Below are 23,426 nucleotides of genomic sequence, written 5' to 3' on the forward strand. Positions count from 1 at the left end.
ATAATTGCAGAGACTGCACCGGCCTCCGGTCAGTTGATCTGACCGTGATAAAAAAGCGATATGCGCAGGCCGCGCAGGGGTCAACACGTATCGCGTATCAGGCGAGTGCCCTGCTAGCGTAAACAGCCATCGCGGTCAGGGCGGCGGTCTCGCCCAGCACCGACACCGTGCCCAGAACGTCACCTGTCTGCCCGCCAAGCCTCGTGCGCGCCAGCCGGATGACCAGCCCGGCGGCGAGGATGAGACCGATCAGCCCGGCCAGTGCCGGGGGACCGGACAGCGCCAGCGCGGCCAGCCCGATCGACCCGGCAACCAGCGCCTGCCCTTTCCCCGGTCGCCCCGCGGCGCGGCCCAGCCCATCGGAACGGGCGGGCGGCAGGATGGTCAGCGCCAGCACCATCGCCGCGCGCCCGCCCGCCGCCGCGCCGATCAGGGCCAGCGGGCCAAGGGCAGCGATGCTGACCACGCGCAGCACGATGCAAAGGATCAGCGCCAGCGTCCCGTAACTGCCGATATAGGGGTCGCGCATGATCCGAAGCCGCTCGGCCCGGTCGGCGCCACCCATGCCGTCGGTGAAATCCGCGAGCCCGTCCTCGTGCAGCCCGCCGGTCATCCAGATGGCCAGCACCACCGCCAGCGTCGCCAGCACCAGGGGCGGCCCCGGCAGCAGCAGCAAAGGCAGCGCCGAGACCACACCAACCAGCGCACCGGCCAGCGGAAAGGCCCAGAGCGACCGCATCAGCGGCACCTCGCGCTCGGGCAGCAGAACCCCGAGCGGCAAGCGGGTCAGAAAGACCAGCGCCAGCACCAACTGGTTCTTCAGATCGGAAGGCCGCATGGGATGCCCCCTCAGTTCGTGCCTCAGCCGATGCCGGCCTCGGCAAAGGTCGCCATGCCATTATGGCAGGCAACCGCGCCCTTCAGAACCATCAGCGCCACGGCTGCGCCCGAGCCCTCGCCAAGACGCATGTCCAAGGACAGGACCGGCCGCATCCCCAGCACTGCGATCAGCCGGTGATGGCCCGGCTCGACGCTTTCATGGCCGATCAGGCAATGGGCCAGCGCCTCGGGATCATCGCGGGTCAGTACGGCGGCGGCGGCGGTGCAAATGAAGCCGTCGAGGATGACCGGGATGCGCAACTCGCGCGCACGCAGGATCGCGCCGCAGATCGCCGCCTGTTCGCGCCCGCCAAAGGCCGCAAGCGTGGCGCGGGTATCGGCGGGCTTGTGGCGCACCAGCCCGGCGGTCACCGCCCGGATCTTGCGCTCCATCACTTCAGAGGTCGCGCCGGTGCCGGGGCCGACCCAATCCTCCACCCAACCGTCAAAGGTGGCCGCCGCAAGCGCTGCCGCCACGGTGGAATTGCCGATCCCCATCTCGCCAAGCAGCAGGATGTCAGCCTCGGGGTCCACCGCCTCGGCGCCGGCCTGCATCGCCTCGTCCACCTCGTCCGGGGTCATCGCCGGGCCTTGGGTGAAATCGCCGGTCGGTGTCTCCAGCTTCAGCGGCACCACGGTCAGTTCGGCCCCGGCGACGGCGCAAAGCTGGTTGATCGCCGCCCCGCCGGCGCGGAAATTCTGCACCATCAGGGCGGTCACCTCGGCCGGGAACGGGTTCACCCCCTGCGCAACGATCCCATGATTCCCGGCAAAGACCACCGCCTGCGCGCGGTCCAGCCTCGGCCGCTCGCGTCCCTGCCAGCCGGCGAGGAACACCGCCAGCTCCTCGAGCCGGCCAAGCGAACCGGGGGGTTTCGTCAGGCTGTTCTGCCGCGCCCGCGCCGCTGCTGCGACGGTTTCATCAAAGGAAGTCATCATTCTCTCTTGCAGGTTTCAGCCGCAGGGGCTGGCCGCAGACCGCCATCCAGACCTGGTCCGCGGCCTCGGCCACGGCCTGGTTCATCCAGCCATGCCGGTCGCGGAAGTCGCGCGCAAGGGCATTGTCGGGCACGATCCCGCCGCCCAGCTCGTTAGTGACCAGCACCACCGGATCGCGCTGGCGCTTCAGCACATCGACCAGCCCGCCAATATCGGCATCCGAGCCGCAATTGGCCAGCCACAGGGTCAGGCAATCGACCAGTCGCGGCCCCTGCCCGTCCGTCGCCTCCAGCGCAGCGGCCAGATCGTGCGGCGCCTCGACCGTGTGCCAGCCCGTTCCACGGCGGGCAACGTGATGCGCGATTCGCGCCGACATCTCATCATCCCGCGCCTCGGCCGTGGCGATGTAGACCGCCGATTCGGCGTTCCGCAGAGTCAACTTTTCGGCGAGCGCGGACTTTCCTGACCGCGCACCCCCCGTCACAAGAACTATCATTGCGCGTTTAACCATGACGGGTGATGTTTCATAACCCGGACCCCAGTTGAAGGACAAAATGCTTTACCTGTGTCGGCTTTAACCTATTTTCTGTCCAATTCGGCGCATTACCCGCCGTGGCAAGACAGGGAGAGACATCAATGACAAAATTTCTTGCAACTACCGCGCTAGCACTGGCGCTGGCCATGCCGGTTCACGCCGCGCAGGTCGCCGAGGGCGACACGCTGGCCGACAACCAAGAGCTGAATTTCTGGATCCTCGACGCGATCAAGTCGATGGACCCGCACAAGAACACCGACAAAAGCGGCTCCTACGTGCTGTCGCAGGTCTTTGAAGGCCTGATGAACGAGGATGCCAAGGGCGCGATGGTGCCCGGCGCGGCCGAAAGCTACGAGGTCAGCGAAGACGGCCTGACCTACACGTTCAAGCTGCGCGACGCCAAGTGGTCGAACGGCGACCCGGTCACGGCGAATGACTTCGTCTATGGCTGGCAGCGCGCCGTCAATCCGGCGACCGCCTCGGAATACGCCTGGTTCATGGAGCTGATGAACATCGTCAACGCCACCGCCGTGGTGAAGGGCGAGATGACCCCGGACCAGCTGGGCGTGAAGGCCGTGGATGACAAGACCTTCGAGGTCACCCTGTCGACCCCGACCCCCTATTTCATCAAGACGCTGAGCCACACCACCACCTTCCCGGTGAACCAGAAGGTCGTCGAGGAATTCGGTGACAACTGGACCCAGCCCGGCAACCTGGTCGGCAATGGCGCCTACAAGCTGGACAGCCATGACCTGGGCGTGAACCTGGTGGTGTCGAAGAACGACCAGTACTGGGATGCGGCCAATACCATCATCACCAAGGTCGATTTCATCACCGTCAACGACCAGAACGTGGCGCTGACCCGCTATCTCGCGGGCGAGCTGGACTGGTACAACCGTCTGCCGGCCGGGCAATATCCGCGCCTGAAGCAGGAATACCCGGACCAGGCCAGCACCTCGCCGCAGGCTTGCTCCTATGCCTATATCTTCAACCTCTCGGACAAGGGTCCCGAGGCGCTGAAGGATCTGAAGGTGCGTGAAGCACTCGCGCTGGCCGTCGATCGCGACATCATCGTCGACAAGATCCTGCAGGGCGGCCAGACCCCGGCCTATTACTGGACCCACTGGGCCATCGAGGGCTTCGAGGCCCCCGAGATCGCCATGGCGGCGATGACCCAGCCCGAACGGCTCGAGAAGGCCAAGGCGCTGCTGGCCGAGGCCGGCTATGGTCCCGACAATCCGCTGAAACTGACCATCCAGTACAACACCTCAGACGACCACAAGAAGCTGGCGGTCGCGGTGCAGCAGTTCTGGAAAGGGCTCGGTGTCGATGCGACGCTGAACAACGTGGAATGGAAGGTGCATACCGACCGTCTGCAGAACCAGGACTTCGAGGTCGCCCGCTATGCGTGGTGTGGCGATTACAACGAAGCCTCGACCTTCCTCGACTGGTTCCGCACCGACGGCTACAACAGCGGCAAGTGGTCGAATGCCGAGTTCGACAAGCTCTTGGCGGACGCCAAGACCTCGGACAACCCGGCCGAGCTCTACAAGCAGGCCGAACAGATCCTGGCTGCCGAACTGCCCTATGTGCCGGTCTATCACTATGCCAATGCCCAGATCGTCAATTCCGATCTGCGCGGCGTTCCCTATGAGAACGTGATGGACAACTGGTACGCCAAGGACATGTATCGCGTCGCCCAGTGACGCGCTGAATGATCCACATTCGTCGTCTGTGACCTGACCGGGAGGGGTTTTCCCCCTCCCGGCGCATGGTCACATGCTTCGATCCAAGACAATCCGATTGAGGAAGGGGAGGTCCGATGTTCGGCTACATCCTGCGACGATTGGCGGTGGCGATTCCGACGCTGCTGCTGTTGATAATCTTCTCGTTCCTGCTGATGCACGCCGCGCCCGGTGGTCCTTTCACCGGCGAGCGCTCGCTGCCGCCGCAGGTGCTGGCCAATCTCGAGGCCAAGTACGGGCTGGATGACCCGCTGCTGGTGCAGCTCTGGAATTACCTGAAAAGCGTGGTGCTGCATTTCGATTTCGGCCCCAGCTTCGTCTATCCCGACCTGACGGTGAACAAGCTGATCGCCGACGGTTTCCCGATCACCATGACCTATGGCTTCCTCGCCTTCGCGCTGGCCGCCGTGGTCGGCATCGCGCTCGGCTCCGCCGCGGCGATCCGCCACAACACCTGGCTGGATTACCTGGCGGTGGGCACCGCCATCGGCGCGCAGGTCCTGCCGAACTTCGTCATGGCGCCGATCCTCGTCCTGATCTTCACGCTCTGGTTCAAATGGCTGCCCGGCGGCGGCTGGAGCTTCTCGGACCCGAGTTTCTGGGTGATGCCCGTCGTGGCTTTGGGGACCAGCTACATGGCCTCGGTGGCGCGGATCACCCGCTCGTCGATGCTGGAAGTGCTGAGCTCGAACCACATCCGAACCGCCCGCGCCAAAGGGATGCCGGAAAGCCGGGTGATCCTGCGCCATGCGCTGAAGCCCGCCCTGCTGCCGGTCATCAGCTATCTCGGCCCGGTTTTCGTCTCGATGATCACCGGCTCGGTCGTCATCGACATCTATTTCTCGACCGGCGGCATCGGCCGCGCCTTCGTCGATTCCGCGCTGAACCGCGACTATGCCGTGATGATGGGCGTGACCATTCTGGTGGGCGCGCTGACCATTCTCTTCAACCTCATCGTCGATATCCTCTACGCGTGGATCGACCCGAAAATCAGGTATTGAGCCATGGTGATTGAGCAAGCCAAGATGCAAAGTCTGGCCAGCCGCATGGTCGAACATGAGGTGAAGGGCCGCAGCCCCTGGGCCGACGCCCGCAAGCGCTTCGTGCGCAACAAGGCGGCGATGGCCGGGCTGATAATCCTTGTCCTGGTCACCCTCTTCGCCCTGTTCGGCGCGCATTTCGCCGTCTGGTCGAACGAGGAGCTGGATTACAACGTCATGGGCCAGGTGCGCGAGCTGGGGATGCCCTCGATCGCCTCGGGCCATTATTTCGGCACCGACGACCTGGGCCGCGATGTCTATGCCCGCACCGTGCAGGGCACCGGCATCAGCCTCATGGTCGGCATCGTCGGCGCCGCCATCGCGGTGATCGTCGGCACGCTTTACGGCGCCACTGCCGGCTATGTCGGCGGGCGCACCGACCAGATCATGATGCGCACCGTCGATATCCTGATGTCGATCCCCTACATGTTCGTGCTGATCCTGCTGCTGGTCATCTTCGGCCGCTCGATCGGGATGCTGTTCCTCGGCATCGGCCTGATCTCGTGGCTCGACATGAGCCGCATCGTGCGCGGCCAGACCCTGACGCTGAAGAACCGCGAATATATCGAGGCCGCACGCGCCACCGGCGTTCCCAGCTGGAAGATCGTGTTGCGCCATATCGTGCCGAACCTGTTGGGCGTCGTTGCGGTCTATGCGACGCTGCTGGTGCCGCTGATGATCCTGACCGAAAGCTTCATCAGCTTCCTCGGCCTCGGCGTGCAGGAACCGCTGACCAGCTGGGGGGCGCTGATCTCGGAAGGCGCGGGCACGATGAACTATGGCACGCTCTGGCAGCTTGCCTTCCCGCTGTTCTTCTTCTGCATCACTCTGTTCGGCTTCTTCTTCGTGGGCGATGGCCTGCGGGACGCCCTTGATCCGAAGGACCGCTGACATGGCACTGTTGGAAATCAGGGATCTGAACGTCCGCTTCGCAACCAACGATGGCGAGGTGAAGGCGGTCAATGGCATCAACCTGGATGTCGAGCCGGGCGACAGTCTGGGCATCGTCGGCGAATCGGGCAGCGGCAAGTCGCAACTGTCCTTCGCCCTCATGGGCCTGCTGGCCAAGAACGGCCGCGCCTCGGGCAGCGTCAAGTTCGACGGGCAGGAAATTCTGAACGCCGCGCCCAAGGTGCTGAACAAGATCCGGGCCGAGAAGATCGCGATGATCTTTCAGGACCCGATGACCTCGCTGAACCCCTACATGCGCGTGGCCGACCAGATGGCCGAGGTGCTCACGCTGCACAAGGGCATGTCGAAACGCGACGCCGTGGCCGAATCCGTGCGGATGCTGGACGCGGTGAAGATCCCCGACGCGCAGGGCCGGATACGGCTTTACCCGCACGAGTTTTCGGGCGGGATGCGGCAGCGGGTGATGATCGCCATGGCGCTGCTGTGCCGCCCGCAACTCTTGATCGCGGACGAGCCGACCACCGCGCTCGACGTGACGGTGCAGGCGCAGATCATGCAGCTTCTGGCCGAATTGCAGCGCGAGTTCGGCATGGCGATGATCCTCATCACCCATGATCTCGGCGTCATCGCCGGATCGGCCGAGCGGGTAGCGGTCATGTATGGCGGGCGCATCCGCGAATCCGCGCCGGTCGGGCCGATCTTTGCCGAGCCGACCCACCCCTATACGCAAGGGCTTCTGGCCGCGATCCCGCGCGTCGATCAGGAGGGAGATGAGCTCTCGGCCATTCCCGGCTCGCCGCCGAACATGAACCATCCGCCCGCTGGCTGCGCGTTCGAGCCGCGCTGCCCCTATCGGCTGGCGCGCTGTGCGGGCGAGGACCCGGTGCTGGACCTCTTCGCAGCCGACCGGGCGCGGGCCTGCTTCGCCACGGTCGCCGATGTCCGCGCCCGGCGCGAGACCGTCATCCTCTCGGCCGATGAACCCGCCGCCGCCGAGGCGGTGGAAGAGGCACCCGAGGGCGATCTGCCCGTGGAAATCATCGCCGGCGCTGGCATGGCCGGAACCGACAGCGAGGTGAAGCAATGACCAAGCCACTTCTCGATGTGAAAGACCTGCGGGTCACCTTCCACATTCGCCGCGACGGCGACATGCCTTGGGCCCTGCCGCGCCAGTTGCGGGCGGTGGGCGGCGTCGATTTCGCGCTGAAACCGGGCGAGACGCTGGGGATCGTGGGCGAATCCGGGTCGGGCAAATCGACCCTCGCCCGCGCGCTGATCGGCCTTGCCCCGGCCACCGGTCGGGCCGAATGGATCGACGGGGCCGATCTGATCGGCATGACCCCGCGCCAGATGCTGAAATACCGCGCCGATATCCAGATGGTGTTCCAGGACCCGCTGGCCAGCCTGAACCCGCGGATGACCGTGGGCCAGATCATCGCCGAACCGCTGACCACTCATCATCCGGGCCTGAAGCGCGACGAGGTGAAGACCCGCGTCAAGGAGATGATGGAAAAGGTCGGTCTGCTGCCGAACCAGATCAACCGCTATCCGCACGAGTTTTCGGGCGGCCAGTGCCAGCGCATCGGCATCGCCCGCGCGCTGATCGTCGAGCCGAAGCTGATCATCTGCGACGAGCCGGTTTCGGCGCTGGATGTCTCGATCCAGGCGCAGGTCATCAACCTGCTGATCAAGCTGCAGAAGGAACTGGGGCTGGCGCTGATCTTCATCGCCCATGACCTTGCGGTGGTGAAACATATCAGCGACCGGGTGCTGGTCATGTATCTGGGCAAGGTGATGGAGATCGCGTCCTCCGACGATCTCTATGCCAATCCGCAGCACCCCTATACGCAGGCGCTTCTGTCGGCGGTGCCGATCCCCGATCCGGTGCTCGAGGCCGAGAAATCGGTGGTGCCGCTGGTGGGCGACCTGCCCTCGCCGATGAATCCGCCGTCGGGCTGCGTCTTCCGCACCCGCTGCCCGCGCGCCCAATCGGCCTGTGCCGAGCAGGTGCCGGCGCTGATGGGCGAGGGTCATCAGGTGGCCTGCCACTTCCCCGGGCCGCTGACCGAGGCCGAGATCGCCGCCGTGGCAGCGCGCGAGGCCCGGCCCGTGCCGGCCTGACATGCCGCCCAACTTCGACCAGCGCCAGCCCGTCAGCTATGCCGCAAGATGGGCGGCGCTGAAGAACGTCCCCGCCTTCATCCGCATGGTCTGGCGGGCCAGCCCCGGCCTGACCACGATCATGATCGCGCTGCGGTTGGTGCGGGCGATCATGCCGGTCACGATGCTGTGGATCGGCAAGCTCATCATCGACGAGGTGGTGCGGCTGATCGGGCTGGACAATTCGCCGGGCAGCCTGACCGACTGGTGGCAGTCCGGGCTGGCCGGCTATCTGTCGCTCCTGGTCATCGCCGAACTGGGGCTCGCTTTGGGCTCGGACCTTCTGGGGCGCGGGGTGAACTATACCAACGCGCTGTTGCAGGAACGGTTGGTCATCTCGCTGTCGATCCGGGTGATGGACCATGCCGCCGATCTGGACCTCGAGGATTTCGAGGATGCCACTTTTCAGGACAAGCTCGACCGGGCGCGGCGGATCACCGTCGGGAACATCCCGCTGCTGACGCAGATGATGGCGCTGTTGCAGGACCTGGTGACGGTGGCCAGCTTTGCCGCCGGTCTGGTGATCTTCAACCCGTGGCTGGTGGTGCTGCTTCTGATCGCGCTGATCCCCGCCTTTCTGGGCGAGACGCATTTCAACGCGCTGACCTATGCGATGAACTATCGTCGCACCGCCGAGCGGCGCGAGATGGATTACCTGCGCATGGTCGGCGCCAGCGCGGAATCGGCCAAGGAAGTGAAGATCTTCGCGCTGAACGGCTTCCTGCGCGACCGCTTCGCCGACCTGTCGCAGCGCTTCTATGCCGAGAATCGCGGCATCCTGCGCCGGCAACTCCTCTGGATGGCGCTGCTGACCGGCTTCGGCACGCTGTCCTATTACGGCGCTTACCTGTGGATCATCGGCGCGACCCTCAGCGGCGTGCTGTCCATCGGCGATCTGACCTTCCTCTCGGGCAGCTTCCTGCGCCTGCGCGGTTTGCTGGAGGGCGTGCTGTCGGGCTTTTCGGGCATGGCGTCACAGGCGCTGCGGCTGGACGATCTCTTCGACTATTTCAACGAGCTGCCCGAGATCGCCTCGCCCGCTGATCCCCTGCCCGTCCCCGATCCGATCCGTCAGGGTTTCACCTTCGAGAATGTCGGCTTCCGTTATCCCAATGCCGAGCGGTGGGCGGTCAGGAACCTCAGCTTCACCCTGCGCGCGGGCGAGACGCTGGCGCTTGTGGGCGAGAACGGTGCGGGCAAGACCACGCTGGTGAAGCTGCTGGCCCGACTCTACGACCCCGACGAGGGGCGCATCCTGCTAGATGGGCGCGATCTCAGGGATTATGACCTCGACCAGCTGCGCGCGGCCATGGGGGTGATCTTCCAGGATTTCGTCCGCTACGCGATGAGCGCGGCGGACAATATCGCCGTCGGCCGCATCGAGGCGCGCGGGGATCTGCCGCGGATCGAGGCAGCGGCGCAGCAATCGGGCGCAGATCAGGTGATTTCGAAACTGCCCGCCGGCTATGAGCAGATGGTCGGCAAGCAATTTGCCCGCGGCGTCGACCTGTCGGGGGGCGAATGGCAGAAACTGGCCATTGCGCGGGCCTACATGCGCCATGCGCAGGTGCTGATCCTCGACGAGCCGACGGCGGCGCTGGATGCGCGCTCGGAATTCGAGGTGTTCCAGCATTTCAAGGAGTTGTCGACAGGCAAGACCGCTGTCCTGATCTCGCACCGCTTCAGCAGCGTGCGCATGGCCGACCGCATCCTGGTGCTGGCCGATGGCAGGGTCGAGGCCGAGGGTACCCATGCGGAGCTGCTGGCGGCGCCGGGTCGATACCGCGACCTGTTTGAGCTGCAGGCGGCGGGCTATCGCTGAAGGGGCGCGGCCCCGTCGACATTTTCGGTGAAACAGGGCTGGTACCCGAGGTCGGACTCGAACCGACATGCCTTGCGGCGGCGGATTTTGAATCCGCTGCGTCTACCATTCCGCCACTCGGGCCCTAGGGTTGCCGCATAGCCGGTTCGGGGCCGGGCGGCAAGAGGCTCAGGCGCGCCCGAGCTTTTCCAGACGGGCCGAGCGCAACCGGGCGAAATCGTCGCCGGCGTGATAGGACGAGCGGGTCAAAGGCGTTGCCGAGACCATCAGGAAGCCCTTGCCGAAGGCCGATTTCTCGTAGCCCTTGAATTCCTCGGGCGTGACGAAGCGGTCAACCCGGTGGTGCTTCGGCGTCGGCTGCAGGTACTGGCCGATGGTCATGAAGTCGATATCGGCGGCGCGCATGTCATCCATAACCTGCAACACGCCCTGCCGGTCCTCGCCCAGACCCACCATGATCCCGGATTTGGTGAACATGGTCGGGTCCAGTTCCTTGACCTTCTGCAGAAGCCGCAGCGAATGGAAATAGCGCGCGCCGGGGCGAACCGTCGGGTAAAGGCCGGGCACGGTCTCGAGATTGTGGTTGAACACGTCGGGCCGGGCCTCGACCACGGCTTCCAGCGAACCGGGCTTCGATTTCAGGAAATCCGGGGTCAGCACCTCGATGGTGCTTTCGGGGCTGCGGTGGCGGATGGCGCGGATGGTCTGGGCGAAATGCTCGGCCCCGCCATCGTCCAGATCGTCGCGGTCGACAGAGGTGATGACGACATGCTTCAGCCCCAGCTTCTGCACCGCATGGGCAACGCGGCCGGGCTCGAACACGTCCAGCTTGTCGGGCCGGCCGGTGATGACATTGCAGAAGGAACAGCCACGGGTGCAGATATCGCCCATGATCATCATGGTGGCGTGACCCTGCGACCAGCATTCGCCGACATTCGGGCAGCCGGCCTGTTCACAGACCGTGCTGAGACGGTTTTCGCGCAGGATGTCGCGGGTCTGCTTGTAGCCCTCGCTGGTCGGTGCCTTCACCCGGATCCAGTCGGGCTTTTTCGGCTGCGCCTGATCGGGCTTGTGTGCCTTTTCGGGGTGGCGCAGGCGGGGCGGCAGGGTCTCGGCCATCGGGGCACCTTTCAGGGTGGTTCAAGGGCTAAATAGTCGCTTTGACGCAAGGGATCAACGCTGCTGTCGGGGGAACCGGCGCAGTTGCAGCGGGTTGAGCCGCGCGGCATGGCAGGTTTGCGGGGGATGCATGGCAATTGGCGACAGGATCGAGGTCGATGACCGGATGCAGCAGGGCTATGCCTATCTGCTGGAGGCCGGGGAAGGCGCGATCGATCATGACGGGTTCGCGCCTTTCTACACGCCCGCCCAGATGCTGGCGATGGGCGTCTTCGAGGGCAAGTACCTGAACGATTGCCGGGACGAGTTTCCTGCGGATTGGTTTGAAGGTGCGAAGCTGTCAGACCGCCCGAACGAGAGCCTGAACTATTTCGGCATCAAGAGCCGCCAGCCGCTGGCGGAATGGCGGCGCAAGGGCTGGATCGTCGAGCCCGATCCGCGCGGCTGGTTCCAGTGGTATTGCCGCTATTACCTCGGCCGCCGGCTGCCCGGCGTGGATGACTGGCAGGTCAAGCGCTGGCGCGGCTTTGCCCGCCATGCCGGGCAGGTCCGCGCCAATTGCGAACCGGGCAACCCCTTCTGCCGCCCGCGCCAGCGTCAGGCGCTGCTGCAATGGGCGCATGACTGCCTGATCTAGGGGGCCAGAAAATCATCCTCGAAGGGCAGCGAGGTCAGGTTCTCATGCCCGGTCTCGGTGATGACCACCTGGTTTTCCAGCTTGATCCCGCAGGGCCCGCCGACCTCGCCCAGGTAAACCTCGACACAAAGGCACTGGCCGGGTTCCAGCACACCGTCATAGCCGCTGCTCTCCAGATCCTCGGGGTAACGGATCGAGGGCCATTCATCGCAGAGACCGATGCCGTGATACATGACGCCGTAACGCTGCGCGCGGAAGCGTTCGGGCAGGCGGTGGCCGATCTCTGTCAGCTCCCGGAAGCCGAGGCCGGGGCGCAGCAGGGCCTGGTTGGTCTCCACATGCTCAAGCGCCAGCTTGTAGAGATCCTTCTCGTACTCTGTCGGTTTCTGGTCGCCGATCTTCCAGGTCCGGCTCAGGTCGGCGCAATAGCCATAGGTGCCGACCATATCCGTGTCGAAGGCGAGGATGTCGCCATTCTGGATGATGCGCGGCCCGGCCTCCTGAAACCATGGATTGGTGCGGGGACCCGAGGAGAGGATGCGGGTCTCGATCCACTCGCCGCCGCGAATGTGGTTGCCGCGCTGCAGTTCCGCCCAAAGATCAACCTCGGTCAGCCCGGGCCGGGCAAGGCTGCGCATCTCGCCGATGGCGGCCTCGCAGGCGGCAATGGCGCAGCGCATGGCGTTCAGCTCGTTGCCGTCCTTGATGGCGCGGGCCTTCTCGGTCAGTTCGAAACCGTCCTTGATCTCGATGCCCAAGGCTTCCAGCGCGCGCTGCCCGGGAATCTCGATCCGGTCCACGGCAAGGCGGCGGTTGCCGCCGGCATGGGTGCGCAGCAATTCGTCGATCTGCGCAGTGAACTGGCCGGCATGTTCGGCGGCGCGGTCGCCGGATTCGAAGTAGAAGAAGCTGGCGCCGTGTCTGAGTTCGCTGACCAGTGGCAGATGTGCCGACAGGTGATCGCAGCCGTGGAAATCCCACAACACCACATGGCCCGAGGCGGCGACGAAACAGGCGCGCGCCGGGTTGTGCATCGTCCAGATCTGCATGTTTGTGGTGTCGGTGGCATAGCGGATGTTCAGCGGATCGAACATCAAGAGGCCGCCGTAGTCGCGCGCGATCAGCGCATCGACCAGCCGCGACAGGCGGTATTGGCGCAGGCGCGTCAGATCGGGCGGGGTCAGCCCGCGCGCCGCCCATTCACGGAAGGCCAGGTCGGTCGGGCCGATCTCGACCCGGTCATTGTCATTGGGTGAGCCGTCGGGCAGCAGCGCCCCGCGCGAGGCGCGGCGGCGCGTGGGATCGATCCTGCGGTTCGAAACCGGAAAGGGCGAGGCGAATTCCATGGGCGACCTCCCTGCCCGGCCTGTGCCGGGTTTCCGGGTCAGTGAACCACGGTGACGCATCGTCGGGCAAGCTGGCGATGCGTGCCCTAGCCGATCAGCGGCGAACCCTTGCCATAGGTCTCGGCGTAATGCCGTTCCAGCCGCATCAGCGCCAGCCGCAGCACGATCTTGCCCGATCGCGCCGACCAGGCAAGCCGGCGTTCGGTCTGCTCGATCCCCTCGAGGTAGCAGCAGACCCGCAGCACCACATCGCCCAGACCCGGCCCCAGATCGCGCAGCGCCACGGCGACGCGGTTGCGGGCGGACTCCGAGCCGCCGCGATAGCCGGTGCCGGCGCGGCTCACGTCGATGCCCGCGGTCATGAACCCGTCCCAGTTCTGCGTCACCCGCGGACCAAGCTGGGCCAGTTCGAAATCCTCGCGCAGCCGCTCACCCGCTGCCACCATCCCGGCGTTCAGAAAGGGCTGACCGTTGCTCTCGCGGCGGCGGGCCAGCAACAGAAGCGGGCTTTCAGCAATATTGACCCGGCTGCGGCGACGGCGGCCATCGGCGGGATCACGGATCTCGCACTCCGCCCAGACCCGGTGCTGCTGCGCCGCCTCGGGGCCAAGATCGGCAGCATCGGCACCGGCCACGACTTTAACGGCACGGGCGTTCTGGAAATCGCCCGGACGCGGCATGGCCGCGCCTGTGCGGGGCAGGTTCACCCGCTGCCGCAGCGCCGCGCGCCCGGCCGGGACAATGGCATAGCTGATCACCCGCCCCTTGCCGACCTGCGCCACCCAGCCATTCAGCGCCATGGCCTCGGCCAGCCGGCGATCCAGAATGGCGGTGCGCAGACCGTCTCGGGTGATGATCGCCTTTTCCATCCCCGCCACCACCATCATCAGCGCCCCCGGCTCGGCCAGCCGGCGCAGCGCACTCAGCGCCTCGCGCCCCTCCAGCGATACCGCCACCGCCCGCTGCTCCAGCGCGCCGTCGATCAGCACGTCCTCACGTCGCGCCTCGAACCGGCGGATGCGGCGCAGCACGGTCGAGGCGTGACAGCCGGTTTCGCGCGCGATCGCCCGGATACTTTCCCCGCCTTCTACATGGCGCAGGTAAAGCCGGGCATCCTCGGGCATGGGCATTGTCTTGGCCGGAGGCTGCGGTGCTCCGACTTCCAGATCGAAGCTGAAATCATCGGTCAGTATCGTCATCTCTGGTCCCTTGCGATCCTCGGGCTGGCCGGGCGGCGGGCCATCCTAGGGTTGAAATCTCACGGTAGAGCTGCGGCTCGAGCCCTGCAGCTAGCCGCAACAATCCCTAAGAATCCCTAAAGAATTCCTTTCCGGGCGCGCGCTGCATTCAGCGCCGCGGCAACACATCTCTGAATTGTATCAAACTGATGGCCTGATCTGCGAAAGGACCGCGCCATGACCGCCATGCCCAATATCATCGCCTTCCGCCCGCTGCCGGTGGACCAGCCGCTGCGCCGCCCGTCGATCCTGATCCGCGCCGCGCGGGCCGGCCAGGCGGGCTGGCGGCGCAGCCGCGATCTGCCGCGCCTGTTGCGCAGCGACACCTGCCCGCGCCCGGGTTCGGCCCTGCCACGGCTGCGCGCGGAAGAGGCGCAGATGGATGTCGCCCGAAAGGAGGGCGATGCCGGCTATGACCTGCAGCGTCACGTGTTGCTGATGATCGCGATCCTGGCCGAGATGCGTGCCGCCGTCGCCGAAACCTCGGCGGCGGTCGCGATTCCCGGCATCCGCGCCGCGATCAGCGCCCGCGGAACAGCGATCCCAGCACGCCCCTGACCAGCGCCTGCCCGGATTTGGACCCGAGCTGGCGCGCAAGGCTTTTGCCGAAGACCTCGGCAATGCTGTCCGACCGCGAGGAGCGGCTGGAACTGCCGCCGCTGCTGCGCGCGCGCGAGGTTTCCTTGATCTGGATGTCGGGATTATAGCGGCGCGCCTGCTTGAACTCCTTGTCCATCTGCCACAGGTCCGCGTCATTGCCCGCCGCCCCCGCCTCGGCGCTTTCCTTGGCCGCCTCTTCCGCGCGTTTGGCGAGAATTTCCTGCGCCGATTCGCGGTTCAGCACCTTGTCGTATTTCATCCCCATGGTGGAATTGGCCATGACCGCCTGCCGCTCGGCATCGGTGATCGGGCCAAGCTGGCTGAAGGGCGGGCGGATCAGCGTGCGCTGCGCCATGCCCGGGACGCCCTTGTTCTCCAGCAGAGAGGTCACCGCCTCACCGGTGCCCACCGCCTGGATCGCCTCGGCAATGTCGAACTCGGGGTTCGGGCGATAGTTTTCCGCCGCCATGCGCAGCGCCTTCTGGTCCTTGGCGGTAAAGGCGCGCAGCGCGTGCTGGACGCGGTTGCCCAATTGCCCCAGCACATCCTCGGGCACGTCGGCGGGGTTCTGGCTGATGAACCAGACGCTGACACCTTTCGAGCGGATCAGCCGCGCCACCTGTTCGACCTTGTCGGTCAGGGCCTTGGGCGCGTCGTCGAACAGAAGATGCGCCTCGTCGAAGAAGAAGGCGGCCTTGGGCTTGTCGGGATCGCCCACCTCGGGCAGCTGCTCGAAAAGCTCGCTCAGAAGCCACAGGAGGAAGGTCGAATAGAGCCGCGGCGCGTTCATCAGCTTCTCGGCGGCGAGGATGTTGATCATCCCCTTGCCCGAGGCATCGACGCGCAGGATGTCCGACAGTTCCAGCGCCGGCTCGCCGAACAGCTTGTCGCCGCCCTCGTTCTCAAGGACCAGCAGCGACCGCTGGATCGCACCGACGCTGGCAGGGCTGATATTCCCGTATTGCCCCGTCAGTTCGCCGGAATTTTCGTCAAGCCAGGCCAGCATCGCGCGGAGGTCGGCCATGTCGGCCAGGGCGAGCCCCTGTTCGTCGGCAATGCGGAAGGCGATGTTCAGCACCCCTTCCTGCGCATCGCTGAGGCCCAAGAGGCGCGACAGCAGCAGCGGCCCCATCTCGGCCGGCGTGGTGCGGACCGGATGGCCCTTTTCGCCCCAGATGTCCCAGAAGGTGACCGGAAACTGCTGGTAATCCATCGTCAGCCCGATCTGGGTGGCGCGTTTCTGGAAGGCCTCGTTCAGTTTCGATTCGGTGCTGCCCGGTTTCGCCAGTCCCGAAAGATCACCCTTCACATCGGCCAGGAACACCGGCACCCCGGCCTTGGACAAGGTTTCGGCCAGCGTCTGCAGCGTCACCGTCTTGCCGGTGCCGGTCGCCCCGGCGATCAGCCCGTGGCGGTTGGCGTATTTGAGCAGCAGGTTCTGCGCCTGCGCGTAATCCGCACCGCCCCCGCCCACGAAAGCCGTGCCCGCCTCGAGATCCAGAATATCGGCCATCTGCCTGTCCTTCCCTGTCGTCTTTCAGCCGCTTATGCCAGACTTCCGCCGCGCAGGTGAAGCCTTGACGCGCAGAAGCCCGTCACGGCGCCCGGCCTTGACGATTTCGACATTTCCCGGCGGGCTTTCGCGGTGAAGTCCTTGACCGCCCGGGCGGGCTGGGAAACTGTAGCCCAACCCCGCCGGAAAGCCCCCATGCGCGTCGCCTACCTGATTAACCAGTATCCCAAGGTCAGCCACAGTTTCATCCGTCGCGAGATCCTTGCGCTGGAACGTCAGGGAGTCAGCGTGCATCGGATGGCGCTGCGTGGCTGGGATGCCGAAGTGGTCGATCCCGAGGATCGCGACGAACAGGCGCGCACCTCCTATACCCTGCAGGGCGGTCTGCGGCCGCTGGCGGGGTCGGTGTGGCGCCGTTTGCGCCGCGATCCGCGTGGGCTGTGGCGCGCGTTCCGCGCAGCCAGCGCCATGTCGCGGAACGGCGTGCGACCCTGGCCCTATCACATGGTCTATGTCGCCCATGCCTGCCGGATCATGGACTGGCTCGAGGTCGAACCGGCCGGCCACCTGCACGCCCATTTCGGCACCAACACCGCCGAAATCGCGCGACTGGTGAATATTCTCGGCGGGCCGGGCTACAGTTTCACCGTACATGGTCCCGAGGAATTCGACAATCCCGTGGGGCTGCATCTGGGCGGCAAGCTGGCCTCGGCCGGATTCTGCGCCACCGTCAGCAGCTATGGCCGGTCGCAGATGTATCGTTGGGCATCGGCGGGAGACTGGGCCAAGGTAAAGGTCGTCCATTGCGGACTGGACCTGAGCCGTTGGGCCGATCCCCTGCCCCTGCCCCCGGGTCCCTTCCACATGGTCGCCGTCGGCCGTTTCGCCGAGCAGAAGGGGTTCGGCCTCCTGATCCGCGGCTTTGCACCTGCCTGGCGGCGCGAACCCTCGCTGCGCCTGTCGCTTGTCGGCGATGGCGAGTTGCGGCCAGCAATCGAGGCGATGATCGCCGCCGAGGGCATGGGTGACGCGGTCCGCATCCTCGGCTGGCAGGACGAGGCCGGCGTCCTAGCCGCCATCGACAGCGCCCATGCCCTTGTCGCGCCCAGTTTCGCCGAGGGACTGCCGGTGGTCATCATGGAGGCCATGGCTCGGGCGCGGCCCATCATCGCCACTTATATCGCCGGCATCCCCGAGCTGGTGCGCCCCGGGTCCGAGGGATGGCTGGTGCCGGCCGGCGATGCCGATGCGCTGGCCGAGGTGATGCTGGCCGCCGCCGCGACCGATCCCGGTGACCTCGCGCAGATGGGTCAGACGGCGCGGGCGCGGGTCGTTGCCCGCCACGATGTTGACGTTTCGGCCGCAAAGCTCGCCGAACTGTTCTCGCAGGGTCTGAAGGGGGGCGGATGACCGGACGTGTCCTGCTGACCGGCGGCGCCGGCTTCATCGGTTCGCACAGCTATGTCGCGCTGGTCGAGGCCGGTTTCGAGACGATCATCCTCGACAGCTTTGCGAATGCCCATCGCGACGTGCCCGAGCGGCTGGCCCGGATCACCGGCCGCCCGACCCCGGTGATCGAGGCCGATATCCGCGACAGCATCGCCGTGCAAAAGGCGATGGATGGCGGCAGGTTCGATGCGGTGGTGCATTTCGCCGCACTGAAAAGCGTGCCGGGCAGCGAGGCCGATCCGGTCGGCTATTACGACGTGAATGTTGGCGGGCTGGTCAACGTGGTCCGCGCGATGCAGGCCCATGGCATCAGCCGCATGGTCTTCTCCTCCAGCGCCGCCGTCTATGGCGAGGCCGAGGTGATGCCGGTGACCGAGGACAGCCCGGTCCGGCCGCAGAATGTCTATGCCCGCACCAAGCTCGTCGGCGAGGACTTCCTGGCTGCCGTCCGCCGCGCCAACCCGGATTTCGCCCTCGGCATCCTGCGCTATTTCAACCCGGTCGGCGCGCATGGGTCTGGCCTGATCGGCGAGGATCCGGGCCAGCCCGCCGGCAACCTCGTACCGGTCATCGCGCAGGTCGCGGCGGGTCGGCGCGAGAAGCTGATGATCTTCGGCGACGACTGGCCCACCCCCGACGGCACCGCGATCCGCGACTATATCCATGTCGAGGACCTGGCACGCGGCCATGTCCTGTCGCTGGAACGGTTGCTGCAACCAGAGAGCGAGCGCAGCCACCTGGTCAACCTGGGCACCGGCCGCGGCCATACGGTGCGCGAGGTGATCGACTGCTATGAAAAAGTCTCGGGCCAGCCGATTCGCGCCGAGATCGCCCCGCGCCGCGCCGGTGACGCGGCCATTTCCTATGCCGATACTGGTCGTGCCGAGCAGCTTCTGGGCTTTCGCGCGACCCGTGATCTCGCCTCGATGTGCGCCAGCAACTGGGCCTTCATGCGCGCAAAAGCATAATTTCGCCACCGAATACACGCAACGCGCGAATTTAATGGGAACTGTTAACCTTTCCTTGCTATGATCAAGGGGTCGGGGCCAGCACCTGCCGGTCACGACTCTTCCTCCCTGTTGGACTAGCCGCGCCCTCGGGCGCGGCCTTTTTTGTGATCGCACATGTCTGTTTGACCTGTTGACGGATCACGCCCCTGGGACTAGCTTGCGGCTCAATGATGACCGGCCAGTCCGGCAGGGAGACACGCCACACAGCGTGAGAGGGGTCGCGGCATTGTCGCGGCCCTTTTAGTTTTGGGCGGCTTGCAGCCCGTCCGACCCGCACCGGCGGCATTTCGCGTTGCGCCCCCGGGCCGGATCGGGTTCAACGCATGGTGACCCGGGCCGCGCGCGATGCGCGCTGACATTCAGGAAATCCCGTGGTAAGTCGCGTTCAAAGTTCTGGAAAAGGGAATAAATCCACCATGGCTTACAAGAGTTCTTCGGCCCTACTGGCCGCCATCCTGCTGATGGCGGGGCCTGCTCTGGCGCAGGAAGCGGCGCCGACCACCCAGCCCGAGACCGCAGCGCCGGAAGCCGCCGCGCCGGCAGCCGACGCTGCCGCGAGCGCCGAAGCACCCGCCGCAGCGGAACAGGCCGAGGCCGCGGTCGATGGCGCCACGGCCGAGGCAACCGAGGCGGCGACTGACGCCACCACCGAGGCCCCTGCTGCGGATGCAGCCGCCGCGGCCGATGCCGCTGCTGCACCTGCCGCAGATGCCGCAGCCGCACCCGCGGAAGCTCCGGCAGCCGATGCCGCCTCGGCCGAGCCGCAGGTCGGCGCCTATTACCTCAAGGCGACCCATGGCGACTGGACCATCCGTTGCATCAAGGCCCAGGAAGGCCAGCCCGATCCCTGCGAGCTCTACCAGCTTCTGAAAGACGGCGAGGGCAATTCGGTCGCCGAGGTCACCATGATCCCGCTGAGCCAGGGTGAGGCCGCCGCCGGCGCCACCATCGTCGCGCCGCTGGAAACCGACCTGGTGCGCGGTCTTGGCCTCAAGATCGACAGCGCCGCCCCCCGTGGCTATCCGTTCAACTTCTGTGCCCCGGTCGGCTGCGTCTCGCGCATGGGCTTCGACGCGGCGGGCCTGAACGGCCTCAAGCGCGGCAATGCCGCCACCGTCTCGCTGCTGCCCTTCGCCGGTGATCCGGAAAACCCGGTCGAGCTGCCGATGTCGCTCGCGGGCTTCACCGCCGCCTTCACCGAGCTCGAGGGCATTGCCAAGGAGGCGCAGGAACAGCTGGCCGCACAGGCCGAAGCCGCCCCTGCCGCCGAAGCCCCTGCCGAAGCGCCCGCCGCTGAGGCCCCGGCTGAAGGCGAGGCCGCCCCGGCCAACTGATCCGCAACAGCGGTCTGAGATCAGAGAGCCGCGCCCCACCGGGCGCGGCTTTTTTCTTAGGCCACATCGCGTGGTGCTGCCCCGCCTACTCCACCACCGGCAACAACTTGTTCACCGAGTCTTTTGCGTCGCCGTAGAACATGCGGGTGTTGTCCTTGAAGAACAGCGGGTTCTCGATGCCGGAATAGCCGGTGCCCTGGCCGCGCTTGCTGACGAAGACCTGCTTGGCTTTCCAGACCTCGAGCACCGGCATGCCGGCGATCGGGCTGTTCGGGTCGTCCTGCGCTGCCGGGTTCACGATGTCGTTCGAGCCGATGATGATCACGACATCGGTCGAGGGGAAATCCTCGTTGATCTCGTCCATCTCCAGCACGATGTCATAGGGCACCTTGGCCTCGGCCAGGAGCACGTTCATGTGCCCGGGCAGACGCCCCGCCACCGGGTGGATGGCGAAACGCACCTCTTTCCCGGCCGCGCGCAGCTTGCGGGTCAGTTCCGAGACCGGCCCCTGGGCCTGCGCCACCGCCATGCCATAGCCCGGCACGATGATGACCGAGTCGGCCTCGTTCAGCGCCGAGGCCACGCCATCGGCATCGATCGCCACCTGCTCGCCCGAGATCTCGGCCGCCGGCCCGGTCTCGCCGCCGAAGCCGCCGAGGATCACGCTGACGAAGTTGCGGTTCATCGCCTTGCACATGATATAGCTGAGGATCGCACCGGAAGAACCCACCAGCGCCCCGGTCACGATCAAGAGGTCATTCGACAGGGTGAAGCCGATCGCCGCCGCCGCCCAGCCCGAATAGCTGTTCAGCATCGACACCACCACCGGCATGTCGGCGCCGCCGATGCCCATGATCAGGTGATAACCGATGAAGAAGGCCAGAAGCATGATCAGGACCAGCCAGAACACCCCCGGGCCGATATCGGCGCAGTAGAGCAGGCCGAGGACCAGCGAAGCAGCCGCCGCGGCGGCGTTCAGGAAATGCCCGCCCGGCAGCTTCTTCGGCGTGCCGCTGATCCGTCCGGCCAGCTTGCCGAAGGCCACGATCGAGCCGGTGAAGGTCACCGCGCCGATGAACACGCCGAGGAAGACCTCGATCTGCAGCATGTTCAGTTCCGCCGGGGTCTTGTGGGTCAGGACCTCGGCAAAGCCGCGGAACTGCTCGGTCGAGCCGTCGCGCAGCGCGCGCATCACCCGGCCCATCTCCAGCTGGGCGTTGAAGCCGACGAAGACCGCGGCAAGGCCGACAAGGCTGTGCATCGCCGCGACCAGCTGCGGCATCTCGGTCATCTGTACCCGCTTGGCCACGACCCAGCCGATGGCGCCACCGGCGGCGATCATGATCAGCGACAGAAGCCAGTTGCCCGAACCCGGGCCAAACAGCGTGGCGACAACCGCCAGCGCCATGCCGACGATGCCGTACCAGATCGCCCGCTTGGCGCTTTCCTGTCCCGACAGCCCGCCGAGCGAGAGGATGAACAGGATGGCGGCAACCACGTAGGCGGCAGTGGTGAATCCGTATTCCATGATCCCCTCCTTACGATTTCTGGAACATGGCGAGCATGCGCCGGGTGACCATGAAGCCACCGAAGATGTTGACCCCGGCCATCAGCACGGACAGCGCCGCGAGGATCAGCACCAGCCAGGAGCCCGAGCCGATCTGCATCAGCGCGCCCAGGATGATGATCGAGCTGATCGCGTTGGTGATCGCCATCAAGGGCGTGTGCAGCGAATGCGCGACGTTCCAGATCACCCGGAAGCCCACGAAACAGGCCAGCACGAAGACGATGAAATGCGACATGAAGCTGGCCGGCGCGACGAGGCCGATGAGCAAGAGCAGCAGGCCGCCCCCGCCCAAGAGCATCAGCTGGCTGCGGGTCTCGGCCTTGAAGGCGGCGGCCTCGGCGGCGCGGCGCTCCTCGGGCGTCAGCTCCTTCTTCTTCTCCTTCGGCTTCTGCGCCGCGATGGCCGCGATCTTCGGCGGCGGCGGCGGGTAGGTGATGGCGTGGTCATGGGTCACCGTGGCGCCCCGGATCACGTCATCCTCCATGTTATGGGCGATGACCCCGTCCTTCTTCGGCGTCAGGTCGGCCATGAAATGGCGGATATTGTTGCCGTAAAGCTCGGAGGACTGCGCCCCCATGCGGCTGGGGAAATCGGTATAGCCGATGATGACGACACCGTTCTCGGTCACGATGCGCTCATCCGGCACCGTCAGGTCGCAGTTGCCGCCGCGCTCGGCGGCCAGGTCGACAATGACCGAACCGGTCTTCATTGCCGCCACCATGTCGGCGGTCCAGAGCTTCGGCGCATCGCGGCCCGGGATCAGCGCCGTGGTGATGACGATGTCCATCTGCGGCGCCAGTTCGCGGAACCTGGCCAGCTGCGCCTCGCGGAACTCCGGGCTCGAGGGCGCGGCATAGCCACCCGTCGCGGCGCCGTCGGTCTGCGCCTCGGAGAAGTCGAGATAGACGAACTCGGCCCCCATCGACTCGATCTGCTCGGCCACTTCGGGCCGCACGTCGAAGGCATAGACCTGCGCGCCAAGCGACACGGCAGCCCCGATCGAGGCGAGGCCCGCGACCCCTGCCCCGACGACCAGCACCTTGGCCGGCGGCACCTTGCCCGCCGCCGTCACCTGCCCGGTGAAGAAGCGACCGAAATTGTTCGCCGCCTCGATCACCGCGCGGTAGCCGGCGATATTGGCCATCGAGCTCAGCGCATCCATCTTCTGCGCCCGGCTGATCCGCGGCACCATGTCCATGGCGATGGCGGTGACGCCCTGGTCCTTGGCCTGTTCCAAGAGCGCGGCGCTTTGGGCCGGGTAGAAGAACGAGATGACCGTCTGGCCCTCGCGCATCTGCCCGATCTCGCCCTCGGACGGCGGACGCACCTTGGCCACCACATCCACCGCGCCGATCAGGTCGGCAGCCGAAGCCTCGACCGTCACGCCGGCGCGGCGGTAATCCTCGTCCGAAAAACCCGCAGCCTTCCCGGCCCCGGCCTCGACATATACCTCATGCCCCAGCTTCTGCAGATGCGCCGCAGACGACGGTGTCACCGCAACGCGCGCCTCGCCCTCCTGGGTCTCTCTCAAGGCACCAATCTTCATCCGGCTTCCTTCTCGCTGCCGCCTCGGTTCTGTCA

20 protein-coding genes and 1 tRNA gene are annotated in these 23,426 nt (G+C 66.0%); 11 read left to right on the forward strand and 10 right to left on the reverse strand.

Annotation, left to right across the window (positions count from 1 at the left end; translation table 11 throughout):
• Positions 1 to 97 precede the first annotated feature (97 nt).
• The 3 genes from cobS to cobU are packed head-to-tail and all read right to left on the reverse strand — an operon-like array spanning position 98 to position 2,329.
• Positions 98 to 838, reverse strand: a complete 741-nt coding sequence (cobS, locus tag CX676_RS04710; protein ID WP_101751593.1) for an adenosylcobinamide-GDP ribazoletransferase — start codon at positions 836 to 838, stop codon at positions 98 to 100.
• A gap of 23 nt (positions 839 to 861) precedes the next feature.
• The gene (gene cobT, locus CX676_RS04715; protein ID WP_101754143.1) at positions 862 to 1,815 is read right to left on the reverse strand and encodes a nicotinate-nucleotide--dimethylbenzimidazole phosphoribosyltransferase; all 954 of its coding nucleotides are present in this window, start codon (positions 1,813 to 1,815) and stop codon (positions 862 to 864) included.
• Positions 1,802 to 2,329 (reverse strand): bifunctional adenosylcobinamide kinase/adenosylcobinamide-phosphate guanylyltransferase, encoded by a 528-nt coding sequence (gene cobU / locus CX676_RS04720; RefSeq protein WP_198590276.1) that lies wholly within the window; start codon positions 2,327 to 2,329, stop codon positions 1,802 to 1,804. The genes cobT and cobU overlap by 14 nt, the downstream gene beginning before the upstream one ends.
• 125 nt (positions 2,330 to 2,454) lie before the next feature.
• On the opposite strand from cobU, the gene CX676_RS04725 reads away from it, so the two are divergent.
• The 6 genes from CX676_RS04725 to CX676_RS04750 all read left to right on the forward strand — a co-directional run bounded on the left by CX676_RS04725 (position 2,455) and on the right by CX676_RS04750 (position 10,032).
• Complete coding sequence (locus tag CX676_RS04725; RefSeq protein ID WP_101751595.1) at positions 2,455 to 4,059, forward strand: peptide ABC transporter substrate-binding protein; 1,605 nt, start codon at positions 2,455 to 2,457, stop codon at positions 4,057 to 4,059.
• 116 nt (positions 4,060 to 4,175) lie between these two features.
• Complete coding sequence (gene oppB, locus CX676_RS04730) at positions 4,176 to 5,099, forward strand: oligopeptide ABC transporter permease OppB (RefSeq protein WP_101751596.1); 924 nt, start codon at positions 4,176 to 4,178, stop codon at positions 5,097 to 5,099.
• Positions 5,100 to 5,102: 3 nt separating this feature from the next.
• A complete protein-coding gene (locus tag CX676_RS04735; RefSeq protein WP_408634476.1) occupies positions 5,103 to 6,029 on the forward strand; it encodes an ABC transporter permease subunit in 927 nt (308 codons plus the stop codon).
• Position 6,030: 1 nt separating this feature from the next.
• A complete protein-coding gene (locus CX676_RS04740; RefSeq protein WP_101751597.1) occupies positions 6,031 to 7,137 on the forward strand; it encodes an oligopeptide/dipeptide ABC transporter ATP-binding protein in 1,107 nt (368 codons plus the stop codon).
• Complete coding sequence (locus tag CX676_RS04745; protein WP_101751598.1) at positions 7,134 to 8,171, forward strand: oligopeptide/dipeptide ABC transporter ATP-binding protein; 1,038 nt, start codon at positions 7,134 to 7,136, stop codon at positions 8,169 to 8,171. The genes CX676_RS04740 and CX676_RS04745 overlap by 4 nt, the downstream gene beginning before the upstream one ends.
• Before the next feature lies 1 nt (position 8,172).
• The gene (locus CX676_RS04750) at positions 8,173 to 10,032 is read left to right on the forward strand and encodes an ABC transporter ATP-binding protein (RefSeq protein ID WP_101751599.1); all 1,860 of its coding nucleotides are present in this window, start codon (positions 8,173 to 8,175) and stop codon (positions 10,030 to 10,032) included.
• 39 nt (positions 10,033 to 10,071) lie between these two features.
• Here the strand turns inward: CX676_RS04750 and CX676_RS04755 are convergent.
• Together CX676_RS04755 and lipA are read right to left on the reverse strand one after the other, a co-directional pair.
• Positions 10,072 to 10,155, reverse strand: a tRNA-Leu gene (locus CX676_RS04755).
• A gap of 45 nt (positions 10,156 to 10,200) precedes the next feature.
• The gene (gene lipA, locus CX676_RS04760; protein ID WP_101751600.1) at positions 10,201 to 11,151 is read right to left on the reverse strand and encodes a lipoyl synthase; all 951 of its coding nucleotides are present in this window, start codon (positions 11,149 to 11,151) and stop codon (positions 10,201 to 10,203) included.
• Positions 11,152 to 11,281: 130 nt separating this feature from the next.
• On the opposite strand from lipA, the gene CX676_RS04765 reads away from it, so the two are divergent.
• Complete coding sequence (locus tag CX676_RS04765) at positions 11,282 to 11,788, forward strand: hypothetical protein (protein WP_101751601.1); 507 nt, start codon at positions 11,282 to 11,284, stop codon at positions 11,786 to 11,788.
• On the opposite strand, the gene dddP is transcribed toward CX676_RS04765, so the two are convergent.
• Together dddP and CX676_RS04775 are read right to left on the reverse strand one after the other, a co-directional pair.
• Positions 11,785 to 13,134: a dimethylsulfonioproprionate lyase DddP gene (gene dddP / locus CX676_RS04770; RefSeq protein ID WP_101751602.1), complete on the reverse strand. Its 1,350-nt coding sequence runs from the start codon at positions 13,132 to 13,134 to the stop codon at positions 11,785 to 11,787. The two genes, CX676_RS04765 and dddP, sit on opposite strands and share 4 nt — an antisense overlap.
• An 86-nt stretch (positions 13,135 to 13,220) precedes the next feature.
• Complete coding sequence (locus CX676_RS04775) at positions 13,221 to 14,333, reverse strand: DUF6456 domain-containing protein (protein WP_332872946.1); 1,113 nt, start codon at positions 14,331 to 14,333, stop codon at positions 13,221 to 13,223.
• Between the two features lie 216 nt (positions 14,334 to 14,549).
• Here CX676_RS04775 and CX676_RS04780 point away from each other — a divergent pair, with 216 nt between their 5' ends.
• On the forward strand, positions 14,550 to 14,930 hold the full coding sequence (locus tag CX676_RS04780; protein WP_198590277.1) for a DUF6477 family protein: 381 nt from the start codon (positions 14,550 to 14,552) through the stop codon (positions 14,928 to 14,930).
• Here the strand turns inward: CX676_RS04780 and CX676_RS04785 are convergent.
• The gene (locus tag CX676_RS04785; RefSeq protein ID WP_101751603.1) at positions 14,893 to 16,485 is read right to left on the reverse strand and encodes a helicase HerA-like domain-containing protein; all 1,593 of its coding nucleotides are present in this window, start codon (positions 16,483 to 16,485) and stop codon (positions 14,893 to 14,895) included. The genes CX676_RS04780 and CX676_RS04785 overlap by 38 nt on opposite strands.
• Positions 16,486 to 16,680: 195 nt before the next feature.
• Here CX676_RS04785 and CX676_RS04790 point away from each other — a divergent pair, with 195 nt between their 5' ends.
• The 3 genes from CX676_RS04790 (at position 16,681) to CX676_RS04800 (ending at position 20,278) form a co-directional block, all read left to right on the forward strand.
• Positions 16,681 to 17,895, forward strand: coding sequence for a glycosyltransferase (locus CX676_RS04790; protein ID WP_101751604.1), 1,215 nt, complete (start codon positions 16,681 to 16,683; stop codon positions 17,893 to 17,895).
• A complete protein-coding gene (gene galE, locus CX676_RS04795) occupies positions 17,892 to 18,902 on the forward strand; it encodes a UDP-glucose 4-epimerase GalE (RefSeq protein ID WP_101751605.1) in 1,011 nt (336 codons plus the stop codon). Before CX676_RS04790 ends, galE begins: the two co-directional genes overlap by 4 nt.
• A gap of 458 nt (positions 18,903 to 19,360) precedes the next feature.
• Positions 19,361 to 20,278, forward strand: a complete 918-nt coding sequence (locus CX676_RS04800) for an invasion associated locus B family protein (protein WP_101751606.1) — start codon at positions 19,361 to 19,363, stop codon at positions 20,276 to 20,278.
• Positions 20,279 to 20,363: 85 nt separating this feature from the next.
• Here the strand turns inward: CX676_RS04800 and CX676_RS04805 are convergent, their stop codons facing one another.
• A complete protein-coding gene (locus CX676_RS04805; protein ID WP_101751607.1) occupies positions 20,364 to 21,806 on the reverse strand; it encodes an NAD(P)(+) transhydrogenase (Re/Si-specific) subunit beta in 1,443 nt (480 codons plus the stop codon).
• 10 nt (positions 21,807 to 21,816) lie between these two features.
• Positions 21,817 to 23,391, reverse strand: coding sequence for a Re/Si-specific NAD(P)(+) transhydrogenase subunit alpha (locus CX676_RS04810; RefSeq protein WP_101751608.1), 1,575 nt, complete (start codon positions 23,389 to 23,391; stop codon positions 21,817 to 21,819).
• Positions 23,392 to 23,426 lie beyond the last annotated feature (35 nt).

Origin of the sequence: Paracoccus zhejiangensis, assembly GCF_002847445.1 — a bacterium.
Classification (GTDB): Bacteria; Pseudomonadota; Alphaproteobacteria; order Rhodobacterales; family Rhodobacteraceae; genus Paracoccus; species Paracoccus zhejiangensis.

Excerpts from the sequence above, each read along its gene's own strand:
- dddP (WP_101751602.1), bottom strand. The coding sequence starts at position 13,134 with ATGGAATTCGCCTCGCCCTTTCCGGTTTCGAACCGCAGGATCGATCCC.
- oppB (WP_101751596.1), top strand. The coding sequence starts at position 4,176 with ATGTTCGGCTACATCCTGCGACGATTGGCGGTGGCGATTCCGACGCTG.
- CX676_RS04805 (WP_101751607.1), bottom strand. The coding sequence starts at position 21,806 with ATGGAATACGGATTCACCACTGCCGCCTACGTGGTTGCCGCCATCCTG.
- galE (WP_101751605.1), top strand. The coding sequence starts at position 17,892 with ATGACCGGACGTGTCCTGCTGACCGGCGGCGCCGGCTTCATCGGTTCG.
- CX676_RS04750 (WP_101751599.1), top strand. The coding sequence starts at position 8,173 with ATGCCGCCCAACTTCGACCAGCGCCAGCCCGTCAGCTATGCCGCAAGA.
- CX676_RS04780 (WP_198590277.1), top strand. The coding sequence starts at position 14,550 with ATGACCGCCATGCCCAATATCATCGCCTTCCGCCCGCTGCCGGTGGAC.
- CX676_RS04765 (WP_101751601.1), top strand. The coding sequence starts at position 11,282 with ATGGCAATTGGCGACAGGATCGAGGTCGATGACCGGATGCAGCAGGGC.
- CX676_RS04725 (WP_101751595.1), top strand. The coding sequence starts at position 2,455 with ATGACAAAATTTCTTGCAACTACCGCGCTAGCACTGGCGCTGGCCATG.
- cobT (WP_101754143.1), bottom strand. The coding sequence starts at position 1,815 with ATGACTTCCTTTGATGAAACCGTCGCAGCAGCGGCGCGGGCGCGGCAG.
- CX676_RS04810 (WP_101751608.1), bottom strand. The coding sequence starts at position 23,391 with ATGAAGATTGGTGCCTTGAGAGAGACCCAGGAGGGCGAGGCGCGCGTT.
- CX676_RS04740 (WP_101751597.1), top strand. The coding sequence starts at position 6,031 with ATGGCACTGTTGGAAATCAGGGATCTGAACGTCCGCTTCGCAACCAAC.
- lipA (WP_101751600.1), bottom strand. The coding sequence starts at position 11,151 with ATGGCCGAGACCCTGCCGCCCCGCCTGCGCCACCCCGAAAAGGCACAC.
- cobS (WP_101751593.1), bottom strand. The coding sequence starts at position 838 with ATGCGGCCTTCCGATCTGAAGAACCAGTTGGTGCTGGCGCTGGTCTTT.
- CX676_RS04775 (WP_332872946.1), bottom strand. The coding sequence starts at position 14,333 with ATGACGATACTGACCGATGATTTCAGCTTCGATCTGGAAGTCGGAGCA.
- CX676_RS04745 (WP_101751598.1), top strand. The coding sequence starts at position 7,134 with ATGACCAAGCCACTTCTCGATGTGAAAGACCTGCGGGTCACCTTCCAC.
- CX676_RS04785 (WP_101751603.1), bottom strand. The coding sequence starts at position 16,485 with ATGGCCGATATTCTGGATCTCGAGGCGGGCACGGCTTTCGTGGGCGGG.
- CX676_RS04790 (WP_101751604.1), top strand. The coding sequence starts at position 16,681 with ATGCGCGTCGCCTACCTGATTAACCAGTATCCCAAGGTCAGCCACAGT.
- CX676_RS04800 (WP_101751606.1), top strand. The coding sequence starts at position 19,361 with ATGGCTTACAAGAGTTCTTCGGCCCTACTGGCCGCCATCCTGCTGATG.
- cobU (WP_198590276.1), bottom strand. The coding sequence starts at position 2,329 with ATGGTTAAACGCGCAATGATAGTTCTTGTGACGGGGGGTGCGCGGTCA.
- CX676_RS04735 (WP_408634476.1), top strand. The coding sequence starts at position 5,103 with ATGGTGATTGAGCAAGCCAAGATGCAAAGTCTGGCCAGCCGCATGGTC.